Source organism: Parafrankia sp. FMc2 (assembly GCF_041008525.1).
In the GTDB taxonomy this organism is placed as follows: domain Bacteria; phylum Actinomycetota; class Actinomycetes; order Frankiales; family Frankiaceae; genus Parafrankia.
In genome coordinates, this window is record NZ_JBFLUG010000002.1 from 14,954 (window position 1) to 34,744 (window position 19,791).

At 71.9% G+C, this 19,791-nt stretch carries 15 protein-coding genes; 6 read left to right on the forward strand and 9 right to left on the reverse strand.

Going from position 1 to position 19,791, the window contains the following annotated elements; all coding sequences use genetic code 11:
- Positions 1–76: 76 nt before the first annotated feature.
- From AB1460_RS01320 to AB1460_RS01330, 3 genes are all read right to left on the reverse strand, one after another.
- Positions 77–511, reverse strand: a complete 435-nt coding sequence (locus AB1460_RS01320; protein ID WP_368958681.1) for a hypothetical protein — start codon at positions 509–511, stop codon at positions 77–79.
- A gap of 27 nt (positions 512–538) precedes the next feature.
- Complete coding sequence (locus AB1460_RS01325; RefSeq protein WP_368958682.1) at positions 539–2,329, reverse strand: hypothetical protein; 1,791 nt, start codon at positions 2,327–2,329, stop codon at positions 539–541.
- Between the two features lie 162 nt (positions 2,330–2,491).
- A complete protein-coding gene (locus AB1460_RS01330; RefSeq protein WP_368958683.1) occupies positions 2,492–4,276 on the reverse strand; it encodes a glycoside hydrolase family 15 protein in 1,785 nt (594 codons plus the stop codon).
- A gap of 401 nt (positions 4,277–4,677) precedes the next feature.
- Between AB1460_RS01330 and AB1460_RS01335 the strand changes: the two genes are divergently transcribed.
- On the forward strand, positions 4,678–5,916 hold the full coding sequence (locus AB1460_RS01335; protein WP_368958684.1) for a hypothetical protein: 1,239 nt from the start codon (positions 4,678–4,680) through the stop codon (positions 5,914–5,916).
- A gap of 166 nt (positions 5,917–6,082) precedes the next feature.
- Here AB1460_RS01335 and AB1460_RS01340 read toward each other — a convergent pair whose 3' ends face one another.
- Both AB1460_RS01340 and AB1460_RS01345 read right to left on the reverse strand, forming a co-directional pair.
- Complete coding sequence (locus tag AB1460_RS01340) at positions 6,083–6,280, reverse strand: hypothetical protein (RefSeq protein ID WP_071084894.1); 198 nt, start codon at positions 6,278–6,280, stop codon at positions 6,083–6,085.
- Between the two features lie 470 nt (positions 6,281–6,750).
- Positions 6,751–8,394: a dolichyl-phosphate-mannose--protein mannosyltransferase gene (locus AB1460_RS01345; RefSeq protein ID WP_368958685.1), complete on the reverse strand. Its 1,644-nt coding sequence runs from the start codon at positions 8,392–8,394 to the stop codon at positions 6,751–6,753.
- 40 nt (positions 8,395–8,434) lie between these two features.
- Between AB1460_RS01345 and rsmI the strand changes: the two genes are divergently transcribed.
- From rsmI to rfbA, 3 genes are all read left to right on the forward strand, one after another.
- Positions 8,435–9,445, forward strand: a complete 1,011-nt coding sequence (gene rsmI / locus AB1460_RS01350; protein WP_368958686.1) for a 16S rRNA (cytidine(1402)-2'-O)-methyltransferase — start codon at positions 8,435–8,437, stop codon at positions 9,443–9,445.
- Positions 9,446–9,736: 291 nt separating this feature from the next.
- Positions 9,737–10,315, forward strand: coding sequence for a dTDP-4-dehydrorhamnose 3,5-epimerase family protein (locus tag AB1460_RS01355; RefSeq protein ID WP_368958687.1), 579 nt, complete (start codon positions 9,737–9,739; stop codon positions 10,313–10,315).
- Between the two features lie 112 nt (positions 10,316–10,427).
- Positions 10,428–11,291, forward strand: a complete 864-nt coding sequence (gene rfbA / locus AB1460_RS01360) for a glucose-1-phosphate thymidylyltransferase RfbA (RefSeq protein ID WP_368958688.1) — start codon at positions 10,428–10,430, stop codon at positions 11,289–11,291.
- On the opposite strand, the gene AB1460_RS01365 is transcribed toward rfbA, so the two are convergent.
- From AB1460_RS01365 to AB1460_RS01380, 4 genes are read right to left on the reverse strand one after another with little or no spacing between them, the layout of a single operon-like run.
- Complete coding sequence (locus AB1460_RS01365; protein WP_368958689.1) at positions 11,264–12,052, reverse strand: acetyltransferase; 789 nt, start codon at positions 12,050–12,052, stop codon at positions 11,264–11,266. The genes rfbA and AB1460_RS01365 overlap by 28 nt on opposite strands.
- Positions 12,036–12,998, reverse strand: a complete 963-nt coding sequence (locus AB1460_RS01370) for a glycine betaine ABC transporter substrate-binding protein (protein WP_368958690.1) — start codon at positions 12,996–12,998, stop codon at positions 12,036–12,038. Before AB1460_RS01370 ends, AB1460_RS01365 begins: the two co-directional genes overlap by 17 nt.
- The gene (locus AB1460_RS01375; protein WP_368958692.1) at positions 12,995–13,732 is read right to left on the reverse strand and encodes a class I SAM-dependent methyltransferase; all 738 of its coding nucleotides are present in this window, start codon (positions 13,730–13,732) and stop codon (positions 12,995–12,997) included. Before AB1460_RS01375 ends, AB1460_RS01370 begins: the two co-directional genes overlap by 4 nt.
- Entirely contained in the window at positions 13,729–15,129 is a 1,401-nt protein-coding gene (locus AB1460_RS01380) for a glycosyltransferase family 4 protein (RefSeq protein WP_420497154.1), read from the reverse strand. The genes AB1460_RS01375 and AB1460_RS01380 overlap by 4 nt, the downstream gene beginning before the upstream one ends.
- Positions 15,130–15,588: 459 nt before the next feature.
- On the opposite strand from AB1460_RS01380, the gene AB1460_RS01385 reads away from it, so the two are divergent.
- Both AB1460_RS01385 and asnB read left to right on the forward strand, forming a co-directional pair.
- Positions 15,589–17,901, forward strand: a complete 2,313-nt coding sequence (locus AB1460_RS01385) for a glycosyltransferase (RefSeq protein WP_368958694.1) — start codon at positions 15,589–15,591, stop codon at positions 17,899–17,901.
- Positions 17,901–19,790 (forward strand): asparagine synthase (glutamine-hydrolyzing), encoded by a 1,890-nt coding sequence (asnB, locus tag AB1460_RS01390; RefSeq protein WP_368958695.1) that lies wholly within the window; start codon positions 17,901–17,903, stop codon positions 19,788–19,790. Before AB1460_RS01385 ends, asnB begins: the two co-directional genes overlap by 1 nt.
- Position 19,791 lies beyond the last annotated feature (1 nt).

Sequence of the window (19,791 nt, forward strand, 5' to 3'; positions counted from 1 at the left end):
CGGCCTGGCGTGGTCGTCAGACCGGGCAGTTCACGGCCGGGCACCGCCGCCCCGCCGGGCGCCGGCCCGAGGGCGTTCAGATGAGCCGCCCGCCGCGGAAGCGCCACCGCAGGAACGGGACGCGCATGGGGCCGTTCGCGGTCAGCCACACGCCCAGCCAGACGACCGCGAAGTGGAGCAGGAAAGCGGCGCCGGCCAGTCCGTCCGCCCCCGGAACCGCGCCGGCCCGCACCGCGAGCCAGACCAGCAGCCCTTCGTTGAGCGCGGTGAGCAGGCCGAACAGCATCGGCCAGTCCTTCTCCCAGCGGAACTGCTGCAGGCCGTGATAGACGACCTCCCAGCCCAGCCCGATCGCCGCGACGGTGAACAGCACCCCGAAGCTCGCCCGGTAGGCCGCGCCCAGCGGCGCGTCGGTGGGCAGTACGGGGGTGATCAGCACCGTCAGAAGAGTGCCGACGATGGCCAGCAGGAACAGCCTGGTCTGAAGTCGTCCGGCCAGTGTCGGCACCATCGTTCAGATTCTCCGATCGGTACGGCGTCAGACCGGTTGGTTGCGCATCCAACGCACCCATTGCGACACCGAACGGGCCACCCCCAACCGGGGTACGAATCCCTGCGAAGCCAGGTCGTCACAGATTTCCTGGGCGGCGATCTGCAGCCCCAGGAAGGTGTCCACCCCGGGGAAGTACCCGCCGAGAGTCGCCGCGCCCGACGCGTAGAGCCGCCCCGAACCGCTACGCGTGCCGCGGACCTCGAAGGTGCGCTCCACGTCGAGGCGGCCGAGCGGGTTGTGACCGGCACCGGAGTGGTCGAGAAGGTCGGCGAGGACCCGGTGCTCGCGGATGTCCGCCACCAGCCCGGTCGCGTCGATCACGTAGGCCGCGGGGACCTCGAGCATGCCGTCGGCGGTGCGGACCCGGGTGACCACCGTGCCGCCCGGCCCGGGGGTGAGCCGCTCCACCTCGCCGACCCTGGTCGCGTACCAGCCCTCGTGCCGGCCGCGGGCGAGCTGCTCCTGCCACTTGCGCCGCCGGGGGGTGTTCGTCCCGCCGATCGTCTCGTAGAGCGCCCTGCGCTCGTCGCCCTCGAGCGCGCGCATCCGGGCCTTGAGCTGGCCGCCCCACACCGACTTCGGATAGTTGAACCCCTGGTAGGCCCAGCCGTCGCCACCGCGGCGGCGCATGAACACGCTCGGCCCGTGGGACCCGCGTACGTAGGTGCGGAACAGGTGCACGATGTGCGTGCGGGCGCCGTGCCGGTCACGGTCGGTGATCAGGCGGTCGAGGATCCGCGAGGCGACGATGCCCGCGCCGCGCACCACCACCGTCGCCGGATGGCGGATCAGCTCGTCGTAGACGTGCTCGTGCGGCTCGTAGGCGTTGACGACCCGGCGGACGTCCCCGTATCGCGACCGGTACTCCTGCAGGTCCGGGAGGAACTTCAGGCCCGGGTAACCGACCCCCAGGTGGACGTGCCGGCTGCGGAACGCCACCCGCCGGGTCGCCGACCGCCCGGTCGGGGGAGTGATGATCGTGAAGTAGCCGCCGCCGGCGCGGCGGCGGACCATCCGCACCTGGCCGGGCACCAGCATCTGCGGGTAGGAGATCCGCGCCGCCTCCCGGGCCATGCTGTCGAAGACCGCCCCGATCCTCGGGGTGAAGTAGTCCGACAGCAGCGGCTCGGTGGCGACCCGGAACAGCGGCTCCACGAAACCGCGCAGGCCGCGGGCGGCGAAGGCCTCCCGGACGGCGTAGGACGGGAACGCCCAGATGTTGTCCGGCGTCGACCCCGAATCGGACCGGATGCGTTCGTGGTCGGGGATCTGGGAGACCCGGGTCAGGTACCGGTAGGTCTGCCACGGCGTCTCGATGTTGGAAAGCACGCGGATGGCCGAGGTCGGCGCCCCCGCGATGCGCAGGTAGTCGACCAGGACGAACGAACCGATGCCACCGCCCACCGTGACCAGGGGGGTGTCGTGGACGGGGATGCCCGCCTGGGCCAGCATGCCGTCCGTCCAGACCGACGTGTCCACCAGCGCGGGGGTGAGGTCCCCACGCACCGGGGCCGGGTGGCTGGCCCGAGCGGGGGCCGGAGACCTGGTCCGGCCGGGCGGTTCGGGATGTGCGGGTGGCGGCGGTCCGGACCGGGCGGGCGGTCGCGAGGGTGCGGGCGGTGCCGGCTGCGGTGGCGGCTGCGGTGGCGGGGCCACCGGGCCCGCGAGGACCGTGGTCGGCCCGTCGGCGGGGTCGTCGGGCTGGTCGTCAGGACGCGCGGTGGGGCGCCCGCCGGGGCGGGGCTGCCGGTCACCGGGTGACTGCGCGCCGATCACCGCCGGTGCCTCCTAGATCCGACCTGCCGGCCTGACGCCGTCTTCCCTGGCCGGGAAGCCAGGATAGGTCGGTGGACCCCCCGTCCGGGCCGGATGTCCGTGGCAAGACAGGGCCCGGCCGGGCCCGGTGCCGCGACGGGCCCCGGGCCCGGGGCGCCGTCGTCAGGGGAGCGCCCGGTCCAGGTGGATCGCCGCGCTGATCAGGGCCAGGTGGGTGAACGCCTGCGGGAAGTTGCCCAGGGCCTCACCCGACGGGCCGATCTCCTCCGCGTAGAGCCCCACGTGGTTGGCGTAGGTGAGCATCTTCTCGAACACCAGCCGGGCCTCGGCCGTGCGGCCGGCCCGGGTCAGCGCCTCGACGTACCAGAACGAGCAGAGGTTGAAGGTGCCCTCGTCGCCGGTCAGCCCGTCGCTGCCGTCGGCGGCGTACCGGCGCACCAGGCTGTCACTGACCAGGTCCGAGCCGACCCGGTCCAGGGTCGACAGGAAGCGGGGGTCGGTCGGGCCGGAGAACTTCACCAGCGGCATGCAGAGCAGCGACGCGTCCAGCCGCGGCGAGCCCGGGAACTCCATGTACGCCCCGAGCTGGGGATTCCACGCCTCGTTCTGGACGAACCGGTAGGCCCGGCCGGCGTGGTCCTTCCAGTCGTTGGTGGGCCCGGGAAGACCGCGCTGCCGCGAGATCCGGCAGGCCCGCTCGAACGCGACCCAGGTCATCACCGCCGAGTAGGTGAACCGCTGCCGCCCGCCGCGGGTCTCCCAGATGCCCTCGTCGGGCTGCTCCCAGTGCTGGGCCAGCCAGTCGAGCTGGCGCCCGAGCGCCTCCCAGAGCTGGAACGAGATCGGGACCTGCTTGTTGTAGAGGTAGACCGAGTCCATCAGCTCGCCGTAGATGTCGATCTGGAGCTGGTCGGCGGCGCCGTTGCCGATCCGGACGGGCTTCGACCCGCGGTAGCCCGCGAGGTGCTCGAGCACGATCTCGTCCAGGTCGGCGTTGCCGTCCACGCTGTAAAGCACACGCAGGCCCTGATCGGGGGGTGCCTCCTTGCACCGCTGCTCCAGCCAGTCCATGAATGCCGCGGCCTCGTCGGTGAAGCCGAGTGCCATGAGCGCGTAGGTGGTGAAGGCGGCGTCCCGGATCCAGGTGTAGCGGTAGTCCCAGTTGCGGACCCCGCCGAGCTCCTCCGGCAGAGAGGTGGTCGGGGCGGCGATGAGTGCCCCGGTCGGGCGGTACACGAGCAGCTTCAGGACCAGGGCCGAGCGGAGCACCATCTCCCGCCAGCGGCCCTGGTACCGCGCGGAGCGCAGCCAGCTCTGCCAGTACCCGAGGGTCCGGGCGAACAGCTCGTCCGCCTCCCCGGTCTGCAGGGGCCGGATGGGGGAGTTCCACTCCAGCACGATGTCGGACGTCTCGCCCGTCGCCAGCTCGAAGTCGCAGGCGACCGCCGTCCCCACCACCCGCAGCGGCAGTGCCGTACGCAGGACGAGGCTGCCCGACACCGACTCGAAGACCGCCCCCGCCCCCGGCACCAGGGTCACTGTGTGGGACGCCCGCCCGTAGTCGAAACGGGGGTCGCAGCGCAGCGTGAACCCGGCGGTGCCGCGGACGGCGCGGGCCTGCCGGACGATCACGTGCGGTGTCTCGGTGCGGTCGTTGTCGACCGGGACCATGAAGTCCACGACCTCGCCCACCGCGGACGGAGTGAGGAACCTGGTCATCAGGATGTTCGAGTCGGGCAGGTAGAGCTGCTTGGCCTTCGACCCGCCGCAGTGAATCCGGAAGGAGCCGCCGCGGTCAGCGTCCAGCAGGCTCGCGAAGACGGACGCGCCGTCGAAGCGCTGCGGGCAGTACCAGTCGATCGTTCCGTCCGTGGCCACCAGGGCCACGGTGCGGAGATCACCGATGACCCCGTGCTCCTCGATCGGCGGGTAGTCGGATCCGGGCATGCAGTTCTCCGCGCGTGGGATGTCCGGGCGAGCCGGAGAGACGGGCTGTGCGGCAAGTCCTGGGAAGCGGCGGGTCCTGAAGGTTCCGTGCGTCTTCCATCGGGTGGTCACTGCGCCCACGTCGGCGTGGTTAGCCGAAGGTACCCCGCCCCGGCGGGCGGACCGGCCTCTCCGGCAGGCCACAGAGCACCGCCGAAAGTGCCCCCGACTACCCGATCGGGGTGGTGACGGCCTGCCCCGGCCGGGCGGGCGGGGGCTGGCTCCGGCGAGGTGAACCGCCACTTCTGACAGTCGAGTCGTCTGCGGGGGCGACTGCGGCGACCATGGCCCACGCGGGTGGTCCGGCACAGGCCCGGGGTCTTGAGTGTCCGGCGTTCGGGCAGGCACCCTACGATCACGACATGACGAAGCAGTGGCCGGCCATCGCGGACGGCCGAGCCGGCCTTGTCATGTTCGCCCGCGGCGACCGGGTCTTTCCGGTGGATGACCTTGGCGGCGGTGTGTGGTCCAGGCGTGGGACGGTGCTCTCCGTGCACCCGCTGTCGTGGGAGGAGATGCAGCCCTCGTCCGGCGGCGTGCGGGTGGACGCCACCCCCGCTGCCACCTCCGGGTGCGCGCGCGCGACGGTGCTGTGGGATGACGGCTCCGCGGAGGTGCTGGCGGAGGACAAGCTCTGCCTGGTCTACGACCAGGAGGCACCCGTCGGCATCCGCGTGGTCACGATGCCGATGAGCCAGCCCTGCGACGTGGTGGACCACGGCGGGCAGGTGGTGCTGGTGCTGCGGGAGGGCCTGCTGCCCCCCGAGGCCGTCATCGCGCTGCGTGCCGGGCTCGGCCGGGTGCGCGCCGCGCTGACGCCGGGCCACACCGACACCGCGTCGGCGGCCGAGCAGCGGCGCAGGGACCTCGGTCTGCTCAACGCTCTGATCGCCGAGATGACCAGCACCGGCGTCGCGCCCACCGGAAGAGCAGCCGCCGGCACCAGGTCCGCCGGACCGATGCCCGCCGGACCGATGCCCGCCGTCACGCCGACCGGGACCGCGCCCCCTCCTGCCCCCGCGACTACCGGCACGAGCGGGGAGCCTGCTCGGAACCCGGACGCCGGGCGCCCGGCGGCGGCGGTCGGGCGCCCGACCACCGCGCCGGGCGGTCAGAGCGGGAACGCGCCTCGACCGAGCGCCGGCGTGCCTCGATCGGGGGTGAGTGTGGGGCGTCCTGACGCCGTCCCGCCGGGCTTCCGCCCCCGGATCCCGGGGCCGGGGGAACCGGCCCGGCCCGCCGCGGTCGGGTCCGCCCCCGCGGGGGACGAGGTCGTGGTCGGTGGCTACCTGCCGGCCGAGCCCGCGCAGCCGAGCGGGATGACGCGGCGCACCCAGGGCGGCCAGGGCCCCGAGGGCGGGCAGCGACCCGCGGCCGCGGTGCTGCGCCCCGACGTGATGGTCGGCGGACCCGGTGACGGCGCGGCCACGGGTCCGCAGGTCCGCCCGGACCTGGGCGGGCGCCCTGACGTGTTCGTCGGACGTCCGGACACGGACGCGGACATCGAGGGCATGGTGGCCAGCCCGCAGGGCAGGGCGGTCACGAACCCCGGGACGGGCCCGCTGCCCGGTTCCGGGCCGCAGGCACGGTCCAGGAGATGACCCGGAGACAAACCGGCGCACCGGCCGCGGGCCGGGGGACCGCGTCGGCCCGGTGCGCCTGATCCGGTGATGGAGAGAGCCGCGGCGCCGCTGGTCGTCAACCGGCGGGAGGGGCGGGGACCCGGACCGCCGCGGGCTCAGAGCCCCTGAGGGCGGGGCCGCGCGCTCAGGAGGTCGAGTACGGCCCCGGACGCACCCCCGGGCTGTAGGCGTTGCCGTTCATGCCCGCGCGTGGCTGCTCGGTCATGGCCTGGCTGACCTTCGACGCGATGGCTTCGGTGAGCCGGATTGCCTGGGTGAGCGAGAGATTGAGGACGATCTCGCTGTCATCGGTCATCGCGAAGCGTACCGACACATCCGCCATGCTCTTTCCTCCCATTTCAGGTCCCCCGGACACCCGTGGCCGGTGGCCGATCGTGCCGAGGAGGCCCTTGAGGACCGCCTCATCCCCGCGGCCAAGGGACGTGGTGACCGATCCACGATCCCCGATCGGGTTGTCGGCGCGTGCGTGACCCCCCTCGTTCGGGGATGGGGCGATGCTGGTAGCCGTCGGCGTGGTGGACTTTCGGTGACTTCCCATGGTCGAAAACGTCTCCCCCGTACTGACCTCGCCTGACTGAGGTCATCTCTCGGTGATGGTCCCATCTCGGGGCGTCGCCGGCATTCAGGGGAGTTTTCGGTAAAGGTGACATGAGACACGACTGTGGTCTTATTCGAGGGTCATCCTGCCTCCTGTTTCCGCTCCCGGCGGCTCCGCGGCGGTCGAACCGTCGCTCGCGGCACCCGGGAGCGGCTGTCCGTGCCGGCTCGGGAGCAGCAAGCTGCCAGAAACGGTCAGATCCACCCTGGGAACCACATCCGCATCCGCCAGGACGAGTACGGAATCACCTCGGCGGCCAGAATCGGATAGAAGTAGGCGAACAGGAGGACCACAGCCACCGTGTACACGCCGACGGCCAGCGCGCCGGTGAGCCGCCTGACGTCAGACGCCTCCCGCGGCCCCAGCGCCAGCCCCGCCATCGCCGTCAGGCCCAGCACCAGGAACGGCAGCGACGGCAGCGCGTAGAAGAAGAACATCGTCCGGCCCGGGAGCAGCAGCCAGGGCAGGAACGCGGAGCCGAACCCGACGAGCACCAGCGCCGCCCGCCAGTCGCGGCGGCGTACCCACAGCACCAGCGAGCCGACCAGGGCCGCCGTGCCACCCCACCAGATCGCCGGGTTCCCCAGCGCGATGACCTCCCGTGAGCAGCCACCCGGTGCCGTGCAACCCTCGGCGCCGAACGCCGGCGAGCTGTAGAAGTAGGCGATCGGACGTCCGAGCACCAGCCAGCTCATCGGCGTCGAGCGGAACGGGTGGGAGTCGGACAGCCCCTCGTGGAAGTTCAGGACCTGCTGCTGGTAGTCCCACCAGCTGCGCCAGGCATTGACGAAGCCGTCACCGTGCGCGTCCCGGTTCCAGCCGCCGTCGGTGACGAACCAGCCCGTCCACGTCGCGAGGAACGTCACGACGGGCAGGGCGACGAAGCCCACCAGCCAGCCGGGCAGATCACGGCGCAGCGCCCCCAGGAAGGGTGACGGCGCCCCTGCCGTGCGGCGGGCACCGACGTCCCACGCCAGGGCCAGCGCCGCGAAGCCGACCACGGTGTAGAGCGCGCTCCACTTCACGCCCATGGACGCGCCGAGCGCGACTCCCATGAGGATCCGCCACGGGCGTGGGCCGAGCCGTGGCCCGAACCGCGCGTCGGCGGACCCCGCCGCGCCCGGCTCCATCCGGTCGAGCCGGGCGGCCATCCGCCGGCGGCCGTCGTCGCGGTCGAGCACCAGGCAGGCCAGCGCGATGACGATGCCCGTCATCAGGAAGATGTCGAGGATGCCGATCCGGCTCTGCACGAACTCCAGCCCGTCCAGCGCCAGCAGGAGGCCGGCGAAGCATCCCAGCAGCGTCGAGCGGAAGATCCGCCGCGCGGCCCGGGCGAGCACCAGGACGGCGAGCGTGCCAGCGAGCGCGGACGAGAAGCGCCAGCCCAGCTCGGGGCTGCCGTGCGCGGTGCCCGCACAGTCGACATAACCGAACAGCCACTGTGACGCGGCCATGAGCCACTTGCCGAGCGGCGGGTGGACGACGTACGCGGGTCCGTCGCAGGTCTTCGAGTTGATCTCGTACCCGGCGGTCATGAGACCCCAGGCGTCCTTGACGTAGTAGACCTCGTCGAAGTAGAGCCCGCGGGGTTCGGTGAGCCGCCAGAAGCGCAGGATGCCGGCGGCGACGGCGATGAGCACCGGGGCGACCCAGCCGACCAGCCGGTCACCCGGCATGGGCGGGCACAGCTTCGCCCGCCGTTCCTGCCGCTCCCGCTCCGCCCGGCCGGCCGGGACGGCGGCAGTCGGCGTGCCCGCACCCTTACCCGCGTCCACGTCCGCGTCGGGACCCGGCGGTCCGGTCTCGGAACGGGAAAGATGCGCCGTCGTCGCCGTCACACCGATCAGGGTAGGTCCTGGGTCCTGGCAGACTGGTCGGGTGTCCGGGACCCTGGTGCTGTGCGGTGCCCCGATCGGTGACCCACGCGACGCCAGCCCGCGGCTCGCCGAGGTGCTCGCGACCGCGGACATCATCGCCGCCGAGGACACGAGGCGCCTGCGCCGGCTCGCCCACGCGCTCGGGATCACGATCCGGGGCCGGGTGGTCTCCTGCTACGACGCGGTCGAGGGCGCGCGTGCCGCGATGCTCACGGAGCAGCTGCTCGCCGGCTCCACCGTCGCGCTGATCACCGACGCCGGCATGCCCGCGGTCTCGGACCCGGGTTTCCGCCTGGTCGCGGCGGCGTCACAGGCCGGCGTGCCGGTCACGGTCGTGCCGGGCCCGTCCGCGGTGACGGCGGCCCTCGCGGTGAGCGGGCTCCCCTCGGACCGGTGGACCTTCGAGGGGTTCCTGCCCCGCAAGGGCGGTGAGCGCCGCGCCCGACTGCGTGGCCTCGCGGCAGAGGCCCGCACCATGGTGTTCCTCGAGTCCCCACACCGTCTGGTGGCGGCGCTGCGCGAGGCGGCGGACGTCCTCGGTGGCGGTCGGCGGGCGACCCTGTGCCGGGAGCTGACCAAGACCTGGGAGGAGATCGTCCGGACGGATCTGGCTGGCCTGGTGGACTGGGCGACGGACGGCCGGGAGATCCGAGGCGAGTTCACCCTGGTCGTCGCCGGTGCTCCGGCGGGGGCCCGCGGCGGAGCTGACAGCGCGCCCGGTGGTGCGGCCGCGGGCCGGCCGGCCGGCCCGGCGGTGCTGGCCGCGGCGGTCGAGCACCTCGTCGCGGGGGGCATGGCGCCGAAGGAGGCACGTAAGACGGTTGCCGCCGACCACGGGATCGGGTCCCGGCAGGTCTACGACGCGATCGTCGCCGCCCGTGCCGCGGCCGAACCCGAAGGCGATGACGTTCCCGACCCCGAGAACGCCGCCGGGCCTGACGAGGGCTCCGGGTCTGACGAGGGCTCCGGGGTCGGAAGGCACCTGGGCGGTTCGTCGCTGACCGGAGCCTGAACCGGGCGGGCCCGTTCCGCCGGCGCGGCACCGTGGCCGGAATCGGACGCGCCGGAACCCGGCCTGCTGGCAACGGCGGCCGGGGGCGGGACACTGGATCGCGACAGCCGGGGTACGCCCCGCGCGCCGTGGTGGCTGAAAGAAACCGTCCGCCCGCGTCCGACCCCACTCCGCCGGAGTGCGGACCGGTTTATGATGCGCGATGCAGGCGTCAGGGGGGCGGTTCGCACCCCGCGGGTCGCGGTTACGGCGGCTCGCGGTGCGACCGACGACGCGAGGGGGAGCTTTCATATGGGCGTGGCAACGACCGAGTTCTCGGTCCGGAAGACGGAGATTCCGGGGCTGCTCGTCTTCGACATCACCAGCATGGCGGACGAGCGCGGCTGGTTCCAGGAGAAGTTCCACCGGGCCAAGCTGGTCGCCGCCGGGTTGCCGGAATCCTTCGAGGTGGTGCAGACCAGCGTCTCCTTCAACCGGAGCGCGGGCGTGACCAGGGGTTTTCACGCTGAGCCCTGGGACAAGTACATCTCGGTGGTGGCCGGCCGGGTCTTCTGTGCCTACCTGGACCTGCGGGCGGGCGGGAACTTCGGGCGGGTCGTCACCGTCGAGATCGACCAGAACTGCGCGGTGTTTCTTCCGAGAGGGGTGGCGAACTCCTTCCAGACCCTGGAGGATGACACCTACTACATCTACAGTGTCAACCGGCACTGGAGCGCCGAGGAATACGACGACTACGTCTTCGTCAACCTGGCGGACCCGGCGCTCGGCGTGCGCTGGCCGATTCCGCTCGACGAGGCCGTGATCTCGGAGCGGGACCGGAACCACGCCGCGCTGGCGGATGTCCGCCCGTTCGACGAGGTGCCGGCATGACAATGGCACGGTCGTCCGCGCACAACGCCCGCGGCCGGAACACGGCGGGTGGCCACGGAGAGCTTTCCGCAGGCAGGTCGGGATCGGTGTCGAAAGGTGGGCGCAGGCCGGTATGAAGGGCATTGTTCTGGCGGGAGGTACGGGTTCCCGGCTCTATCCCATCACCCACGCGGTCAGCAAGCAGCTCATGCCCGTCTACGACAAGCCCATGATCTACTACCCGCTTTCCACCCTGATGGCCGCCGGAATCCGCGAGATCCTCATCATCACCACCCCGCAGGACCAGGCGCAGTTCCAGCGCCTGCTGGGTGACGGTTCGCGGCTCGGCTGCCGGTTCGAGTACGCCGTGCAGGACGAGCCGCGTGGGCTGGCCGAAGCCTTCATCATCGGAGCTGACTTCGTCGGCGACGACAAGGTCGCCCTCGTCCTCGGTGACAACATCTTCTACGGCGTCGGCCTGGGGGAACAGCTCAGGCGGTACACCGACCCGGTCGGTGGGGTGGTCTTCGCCTACCACGTCTCGGATCCGGAGCGCTATGGCGTGGTCGAGTTCGACGACCGGCGGCGGGCGATGTCCATCGAGGAGAAACCGGAGAAGCCGAAGTCGCGCTACGCCGTGACCGGTCTGTACTTCTACGACAACTCCGTTCTGGAGATCGCCCGGGCCACGAGGCCGAGCGCCCGGGGCGAGCTGGAGATCACCGCGGTCAACCAGGAGTACCTGAGCCGCGGTGGCCTGAACGTGCACCTGCTTGACCGGGGTACCGCCTGGCTCGACACCGGCACGTTCAACTCCCTCATGCAGGCAGCCCAGTTCGTGCAGGTGATCGAGGAGCGGCAGGGTCTCAAGATCGGCTGCATCGAGGAGGTCGCCTGGCGGGAGGGCTTCCTCACGGACGACCAGCTGGCGGCGCTCGTGCGGCCGCTGGCGAAGAGCGGCTACGGCGCCTACCTCCAGAGCCTGCTGGAAGGCTGAGTCGCGCCCGGCGGCGGCGGGCCCGGGCTGTGCCCGGCCGAGGCCGGGGGCTGACGCCGGGACGGGGCGGGGTCCGGGACGTCCGCGGGGCGCAGGAAGCGCGCCGGGTTGCCGACCCACACCTCACGCTCCGGAACGTCGTGCAGGGCAACCGCTCCCATGCCCAGGGTGGACCATGGCCCGACGGTGAGACCTTCGCGGACCAGCGCGCCGGCGCCGAGATAGGCCCCCGACCCCACCCGCACCGAGCCGGCCAGCGAGACGGACGCGCACAGCGTGGCGTAGTCGTCCACGACGTCGTCGTGGGTGAGAACCGTGTTCGGCATGATGACCACGTGCCGTCCGAGCTGGACCGAGGCGGTAAGCACCACGCCGGCGAGCAGGACGCAGCCGGGCCCGACCGTGGAGGAGCCGGAGACCGCCGCGGTGGGGTGCACGATCGTCGCGTACCGCTCCTCGGTGACACCGGCCTCCGCCAGCCGGCCCGCGAGCCGCTCGCGGCCCCGGCCCGGGCCGGGGCAGAGCACGATCCGCGCCTGGGGACGCTCCGTCACGGCGTCCAGGCCACCGAGGACGGGTAGCCCGTCGATCTCGCTGCCCCAGCGCGCGGGGTTGTCGTCGACGAATCCCAGGATGTCGTGGCCGCCGGCGGCCCGTGCCGCCTGCGCGGCCTCCCGCGCCAGGCCGGAGGCGGCGACCAGGATCAGCGGCCCGCCGCCGCCCGCCGCACCGGCCGGGCGGGTGCTAGCCGGCCTGGACATGCTGATCCAGGAAGTCCTCGACAGCCCGGGCCCGGTCCTCGGGTGCCGCGGCGACCGTCTGCTGCAACGTGATCAGGCCTTCGGTGGTGAGGGCCTGGGTGACGCGGGACAGGACGCCCTGTAGCTGGAGGTTCGCGACGTCCAGGCGGACGACGGGCAGGAGGTTGTTGGCCGGCAGCGCGTGCCGGTCGTCCTCGAGCACGACCAGCCGGTTGGCGGCGACCGCGGGATCCGAGCGGTAGACGAGCGCCACCTGCACCTTTCCGTCGAGCAGGGCACGGATCGTGCCGGGCCCGCCGTTGTCGAGGACCTCCGAGTGCCCGAAGCTGACGCCGTAGGTGTCGCGCAGCACCGGCAGGCAGGCGGACCACGCCGAGCAGCTCGCCGGCGCCCCGAAGGCCAGCGCGGGGCCGACCCCGGGGGCGGCCAGGTCGGACAGGGTGCCGAGGTGGTGCTCCTCCGCGGTCGCCGCCGTCACCGCGAACACCGGTGCCCGCCCGCCGGGCGCGGCCGGGTAGGCGATCAGGCGGCGCTGGGTCAGCGCCGGCATGAGGCCCTTCACCGTGACCACCTGGGCGGTCAGGGCGGGCGCCGTCTGCACCCCGCTGCCGGTCTGGCCCGCGAGGCCGGATCGCAGTTCGTCGAGATGATCCGGCGCGACGTCGACCGTCCCCTGCTCCAGCGCCCACATCAGCTGGTCTCGGGTCGGGAAGGAGCGCACCGTGGTCTGGTACCCGTGCCCGCCGAGCTCCCGCGCGTAGAGGTCGGCGACCAACGAGCTGTCGAGGGCACTGGTGGCGCCGACCGTGATCCGCGGACCGGCCGCGCCGTCGTCCGCACCGCCGCCGCCGGTCAGGCTGACGCCGACCAGTACCCCGACGGCGATGACGCACAGGACGGCCGCGGCGGAGGCGGCCAGCCGCGCCCGCCCGGTCGGAAGCCTCACCGAATGCCGCTCGCGGTGTCCGGTGAGGCTTCCGACCGGGCCCCGGGACCGGGGGACGCGCTCGCCGCGGCCATGGCCGCGGTGCGGACCGCGATGACCGACTTGACCAGCGGGCCGCTCCGCTCGTCGATGATCTCGGAGTCGGGGAAGTAGGCGCGCAGCTCCGTCCGGCCGATCAGCTCGGTCGACATGGTCGCGCTCAGCGCGTCCTCGCGGTCCGGCGACTTCGTGTGCGCGAGCGGCCAGTGCTGGGCGACCGAGGCACGAGCCGAGACGGGCAGGAACTGGAATCCGGGGAACAGCCAGTGCGGCTCGAGGGGGAAGTAACGGTTCGGTGTCTGCACCCAGTGCAGCGGCGCCAGGCGCCGGGTGACGTCCGCGAACGCGAGCCGCTTCGCGTGCCCGCCGACATGCTCGATGACCGAGTTCGAGAAGACCAGGTCGAAGCGCCCGGTGAAGGTCTCCGCCGGCGGGTCGCAGGCGTCGCCCACGACGACCTCGATGCCAGGCGGGGCGGGCTCGGCCGGCTTCTCGAGGTTGATCACGACCACGTGGACGGGTCGCCGCTCCAGCCGCTGCCAGAAGTCGACGGTGCCGCCCAGGTCGACGACCCGCATGTCATCGATGTCCGGGAAGTGCTCGCGCACGCGGTCCCATCGGCGGCCCCGGCTGCGCGCGCCGAGCGAGTTCGGCGACTCCACCATCAGCCGGCGCACGCTCCTGCCGACGCTCATGGGCGCAGCACCTGACCGGCCGGGCTGCCGGCCGCCTCGACCGCCGGGTCGTCCGCCTGGTGGGTCGGAATCGGGATGCTCCGCGCGGGGACGTTGCCGGCGGGGACGTTGCCGGCGGCAGTGAGGCCGGCGGCAGTGAGGGCGGTCAGGCTGGCGGCACCGGTGACCACGGCGGCTCCCGCCGGCTCGGGGCGCGTGATGCCGTGCAGCCGGTCGTACACGCTGATGTAGGCGGCGGCCTGGGCGGCCCAGTCCAGCACGTCGACAGCGCGGCGGCGACCGCGCTCGCCCAGCTCACGGCGGCGCTCCGGGTCGTCCAGAAGGTCACAGACGGCGGTGGCGAAGGCGACCACCTCGCCTGATTCGACGTACACGGCCGAGTCTCCGGCCGAGACCCGCGTCTCGGCGAGATCGAAGGTCACGACTGGCAGCTGGTGCGCCATGTACTCCATTGTCTTGTTCATCGTCGAGATGTTGTTCAGCTCGTTGAACGGGTCCGGGCTGAGCCCGACGGACGCCGTGGAGAGATAGTCCCGGATCATTTCCGGGTCGGCCCGGCCGGTGAACGTCACGTAGTCGTCGAGGTCCAGCTCGGTGCACAGCGCGCGGAGCTCCTCCAGGCAGTCGCCGAACCCGAGCAGCGCCGCGCTGACGTCGGTACGGCCGAGCTTGTGGACAATCACGTCCATGACGCGCAGCACTATGTCCACGCCGTCCTGGGGGCCCATGATGCCCAGATAGCAGACGAGGTGCTCGCGGCCGAGACGCAGCTCGGGGCGGGCGGGCCCGGGTTTCATCCGGGTCGTGTCGGGGCCGCTGCGCACCACCGTCGTGTTGTCCGGGGTGCGACGGCCGCGCTGCATCGCGATCTCGCGGTAGGACTCGTTCGTGGAGATCACGTGGTGTGCGGCGCGGTAGGTGACGCGCTCCAGGCCGAGCAGCGCCTTGAAGATCTTCGTCGACGGCTTCTCGAACCGGGCCAGGTAGATCTCCGGGCAGAGGTCGTGCTGGTCGTACACGAACCGCGCGCCGACCAGCCGGCCGAGCAGGCCGAGCGGCGCGTAGGTGTCGGGCGGGTTGCAGGCCTGCACGACGGAGAACGGCCTGGTGGCGAATATCCGGACGAACAGCAGGGCCGTCCGCAGCCAGCAGTAGACGAACTCGTTGATGTACCCCGCGAATCCGTTCGCCTGCGCCGGCGGACGGTATTTGTAGAGCCACACGCCGTCGAGCACTTCGCGGGACGGGTCCCCCGGGCCCTTGGGGCAGATCACCGAAACCTCGTACCCGGCCTTCACCAGGGCCTGGCACTCCAGCCAGACCCGACGGTCCAGCGGAACCGGCAGATTCTGGACAATAATTAGTACATGTTTGCGTGCCAGCGTTCCCAAAGCCACTGCTTCCCCCCAACGCGGCGGCACCATGGAACTCGGTTGTGTACAGTTTTTGGACCAGCGAATTATGTACCCGTGTCGACCGGTGCCTCTGCGCCGACTGGTATTTTGTGGCCGACCGGTTCTTTGTGTCGACCGTTGCTCTGCCGACCGGTACCTCATGCTGACTGGTACCACTGTCGACCAGCACCTCAGTCAACCGCTTCTCCGACCGGAGGTCGGCACGATCTCAGGGTCTGATCTCTCAGGTGCACAGCCTCGCGGCGGTACGGCCTCGCACGTGCACGATCTCATCCGAAGCATGATCAAGGTGCCGGATCACCCAGTTTAGGGCATCCGGCGGATGACGATAGCGGACGGCCCCCTTGGGGGCAAGCACGTCCATAGCCGTACTATGTCCCGGGCGCGGCTTGCCGTTCGGCGCCCGACCAGCAGCCTTCGGCGGCTATAGGGGGGACGACCGTGGGTGTTAGCGAGGTAAGTCCGGCCGGGTCAGACGAGGCGGGTGGGGCGGGGCCACCCGATGTCTCCATCGTCATCGTTACCTTCAACAGCGCTTCCGTACTCGCTGAATGCATGTCTGCCTTGCCTGCGGCAAGCGACCGAGTACGCATCGAGACGCTTGTCGTCGACAACGCGTCGCAGGATGCGACGCTGGAAGTCGCGCGTGCGGCGGGTGACGGCATCCGTGTCCTGTCGACCGGTGCGAACGTCGGCTACGCGGCCGCAATCAACCGCGGCATGCAGGCAGTATCCCCGGCGGCACGGGCCGTGCTCATCCTGAATCCCGACATCCGCCTGCGCCCCGGTGCCGTCGCGGCCATGCTGGACGTCCTGGCGACGCCCGGCACCGGTGTGGTCGCGCCCCGGCTGCTGGACGCCGACGGGGCGCTGGCGCACTCGTTGCGCCGGGAGCCGTCCATCGCCCGGGCCTGGGGCGAGGCGGTCCTGGGGGGCCGTGCCGGCCGGTGGCCGGTGCTGGGCGAGGTGGTCACCTCGCCGCGGTCCTACGCCGTGCAGACCGTCGCCGACTGGGCGACGGGGGCCGCGCTGCTGGTCTCCCGGGCGTGCGCGGCGGCTGTGGGGGAGTGGGACGAGTCGTACTTCCTCTACTCGGAGGAGACGGATTTCCTGCTGCGGGCCCGTGATGCCGGGTTCGCGCTGCGGTACGCACCCGACGCGGTCGGCGTGCATCTCGGTGGCGAGTCGGGCACCGCTCCGGCGCTGTGGACACTGCTCATGGCCAACCGGCTGCGGCTCTACCGGGCGCGGCACGGCGCTGGGGCGAGTGTGGCGTTCACGGCCGGGATCCTCGCCGGCGAGCTGGCACGCGCCGCTGCCGGGCGCCCGACGAGCAGGGCGGCGGTGGCCGGCCTGCTGACCTCCAGCCAGCAGCGTCTCGCAACGCGGGCCGGCGGCCGTCTCCCCGCCCGCGGGCGGGGAGCTTCCCTCCTGGCCGGGCTGGCTGATCGTGTCCCGGCTGTGATCCCGGTGCCCGCGAGGGCTTCCGGCGGCGGCTCCGCCGGGGGATCCGCCGGCATCCGTGGCGCACGCGCCCGGAAATCCCCGGGCCTGCCCACCGGTACCGACGAGCGGCCGATCGTGTGCTTCTCCGGTCAGGACTGGTGGTATCACAACCGGGCTCATTCGGACTTCCAGCTGATGACCAGGATCGCCGAGCGGCGCCCGGTCCTGTTCGTCAACAGCCTGGCGGTGCGGATGCCGCTGCCGGGCCGCAGCACCCAACCGCTGCGACGCATCGTGCGTAAGGCGAAAAGTATTTCCCGCGGAGTGCGGACTCCACGCGAGGATCTGCCGGATTTTCACGTTCTCTCGCCGGTTCTGCTGCCCTTCTACGGCAGCGCCACGGGGCGCGCTGTGAATGCCTGGCTGGTTCGCCGGCAGGTCGCCGCGGTGGCCCGCCGGCTCGGCATGCGGGTACCGGTCTATTTCGTGACGATGCCGACGGCCTGGGACGCGGTCCGGCCGCTGGCCCGAGCCGGGCTTCTTTACAACAGGTCGGACAAGCATTCCGAGTTTACCGAGAGTAACGGTGAGGTCGTGGCTGCGCTGGAGGACGAGCTCCTGCGGCACAGTGACAGCGTCCTGTATGTCAGTCACGAACTCATGGCTCGGGACACCGCCGATGTGGGGGATCGCGCCCACTTCCTCGGGCACGGGGTGGACCTCGGCCATTTCGACGCCGCGACGGCGGTGCCCGCGCCCGCCGACATCGCGGGTGTTCCCGGCCCTCGGATCGGTTTCTTCGGCGCGCTCGACGACTACACCGTCGACTTCGACCTGCTGGAGCGGGTGGCCGCCGAGATCCCGAACGCGAGCCTGGTCCTGATCGGTGACGCGACCTGTTCGATGCGCCGCTTCGAGGCCTATCCGAATGTCCACTGGCTGGGCTTCCGCCCCTACGAGACGATTCCGTCCTACGGCGCGGCCTTCGACGTCGGCATCATGCCCTGGCTGCGCAACGAGTGGATCCGGTTCTGCAACCCGATCAAGCTGAAGGAGTACCTGGCGCTGGGGCTGCCGGTGGTGACCACGGACTATCCGCAGATCGCCGGTGACCGCGGCGTGGTGCGGGTCGCCACCAGCGCCGAGGAGTTCGTCGACCATGTGCGTGCGGCGATCGCCGACGGCGGTCCCGGCGACCCGGTGAGCCGGCGCCGGCACGTGGAGCGTGACTCCTGGGACGCCCGGTCCGACGAGCTCCTGGAGCTCATCGACAAGATCGCCGCCGGCAACGCGGGCGGGGTCCGCTGATGTGCGGCATCGCGGGCATCGTCCGTTTCACCGGCGAGCCGGTCGAGCCGGAGCTGCTGGCCACGATGACCGGCCTGCTCACCCACCGCGGGCCGGACGCGGAGGGCTTCTGGGCCGACGGGCCGGTCGGTTTCGGGCACCGGCGGCTGTCGATCATCGACCTCGGGGGCAGCGCACAGCCGATGGCCGCCGTCGGCGACCGGCACCACATCTGCTTCAACGGCGAGATCTTCAACTACCGGCAGCTGCGCGAGCAGATGTCGTATCCCTTCCGGACCGGCGGTGACACCGAGGTCGCTCTCGCGATGTTCGCCACCCGGGGGGTCGAGGGGCTGCAGCGCCTCATCGGTCAGTTCGCCTTCGCCGTCCACGACGCCCAGACCGGTCAGCTGACCCTGGTCCGCGACCGGGTGGGCGTGCTGCCGCTCTACTACCACTTCGACGCCACCCAGCTGGTGTTCGCCTCCGAGATCAAGGCGATCCTGCCGGCGCTGCGCCGGCCGCCGAGCGTCGACCACCGCTCGGTCGCCGACTACCTGGCCGGCCGCTCCGTGCCGGCTCCCGGCACGCTGTTCGAAGGCATCCGCAAGCTCCTTCCGGGCCACGTGCTCACCGCCAGCCGGGCCGGGCGGGTTCTGATCGACCGGTACTGGTCGCCCCCGCCGCTGTCCGAGGTGCGGCCGGTGGATCCCGCCCGCGCGGTCGACATGGTCGACGCCGCCCTGCAGCGGGCGGTGCAGCGGGCCACGGTCGCCGACACCCCGGTGGGCTCCTACCTTTCCGGCGGTGTCGACTCCAGCCTGGTCGCCGCGCTGATGACCCGGCAGACCGACGAACCCGTCCACACCTTCTCGGTGGGTTTCGGCCCGGGCCCGCATGACGAGCTGCCGATGGCCCGCCTGGTCAGCTCCCGGCTCGGCACCCGGCACCACGAGCTCGAGGTCACGCCGAACGACTTCGCCGACCTGTGGCCGGCGCTCACCTGGCACCGGGACGCACCGGTCTCGGAGCCCGCGGACATCGCCGTGCACCGGCTCGCGCAGCTCGCCCGGGAGGAGGTGCGCGTCGTCCTGTCCGGGGAGGGCGCCGACGAGCTGTTCGGGGGTTACCCCAAGTACCGCCTGGCCGCGCTGACCTCGCGGATCGGCGTCGTACCGGCCTGGCTGCGCGGCCCGGTGTTCGACCAGGCGCAGCGGACGCTGCCGGTGGGCGCGCACCGCCTGCGGATCGCGCTGCGGGCGCTGGGGGAGACGGACGAGCGGGCCCGTCGCGACGGGTGGTTCGCCCCGTTCACCGAGCGCGAGCGGCGTCGCCTGCTCGGCGTCGCCAGAGGTGAGCCAGGCCGCCTGCAGCCCGCCGCCGAGAACGACCCGCTGCGCGGCATGCTCGAGACGGACCTGCTCGGCTGGTTGCCGGACAATCTGCTGGAGCGCGGCGACCGGATGACGATGGCCGCCTCGGTCGAGATGCGCCCGCCGCTGCTCGACCACGAGCTCGTCGAGCTGGCGTTCCGGCTCCCCTCGACGGTCAAGGTGCGGGACGGCCGCGGCAAGTGGGTGCTCAAGGAGGTGGCCCGCCGTTACCTCCCGGCCGAGATCGTGGACCGGCCCAAGGTCGGCTTCAAGGTGCCGCTGAGCGACTGGTTCCGCGGTGACCTCTCGACCCTCGCCGGGGACATGCTGACCGGCCGCGACTCCTTCGTCGGCGAGCTGCTCGGGACGTCTGCCGTCCGGGCGCTGCTGGCCTCCCACGCGCAGGGCCGCCGCAACGAGGAGATCCGGATCTGGACGCTGCTGTGCCTCGAGGTGTGGCACGAGGTCTTCTTCCGCCGGCAGACCCATGCCCGTCCGGCAGGACCCGCGGGCGCCCTGGGAGTCGTACCCGGCTGAC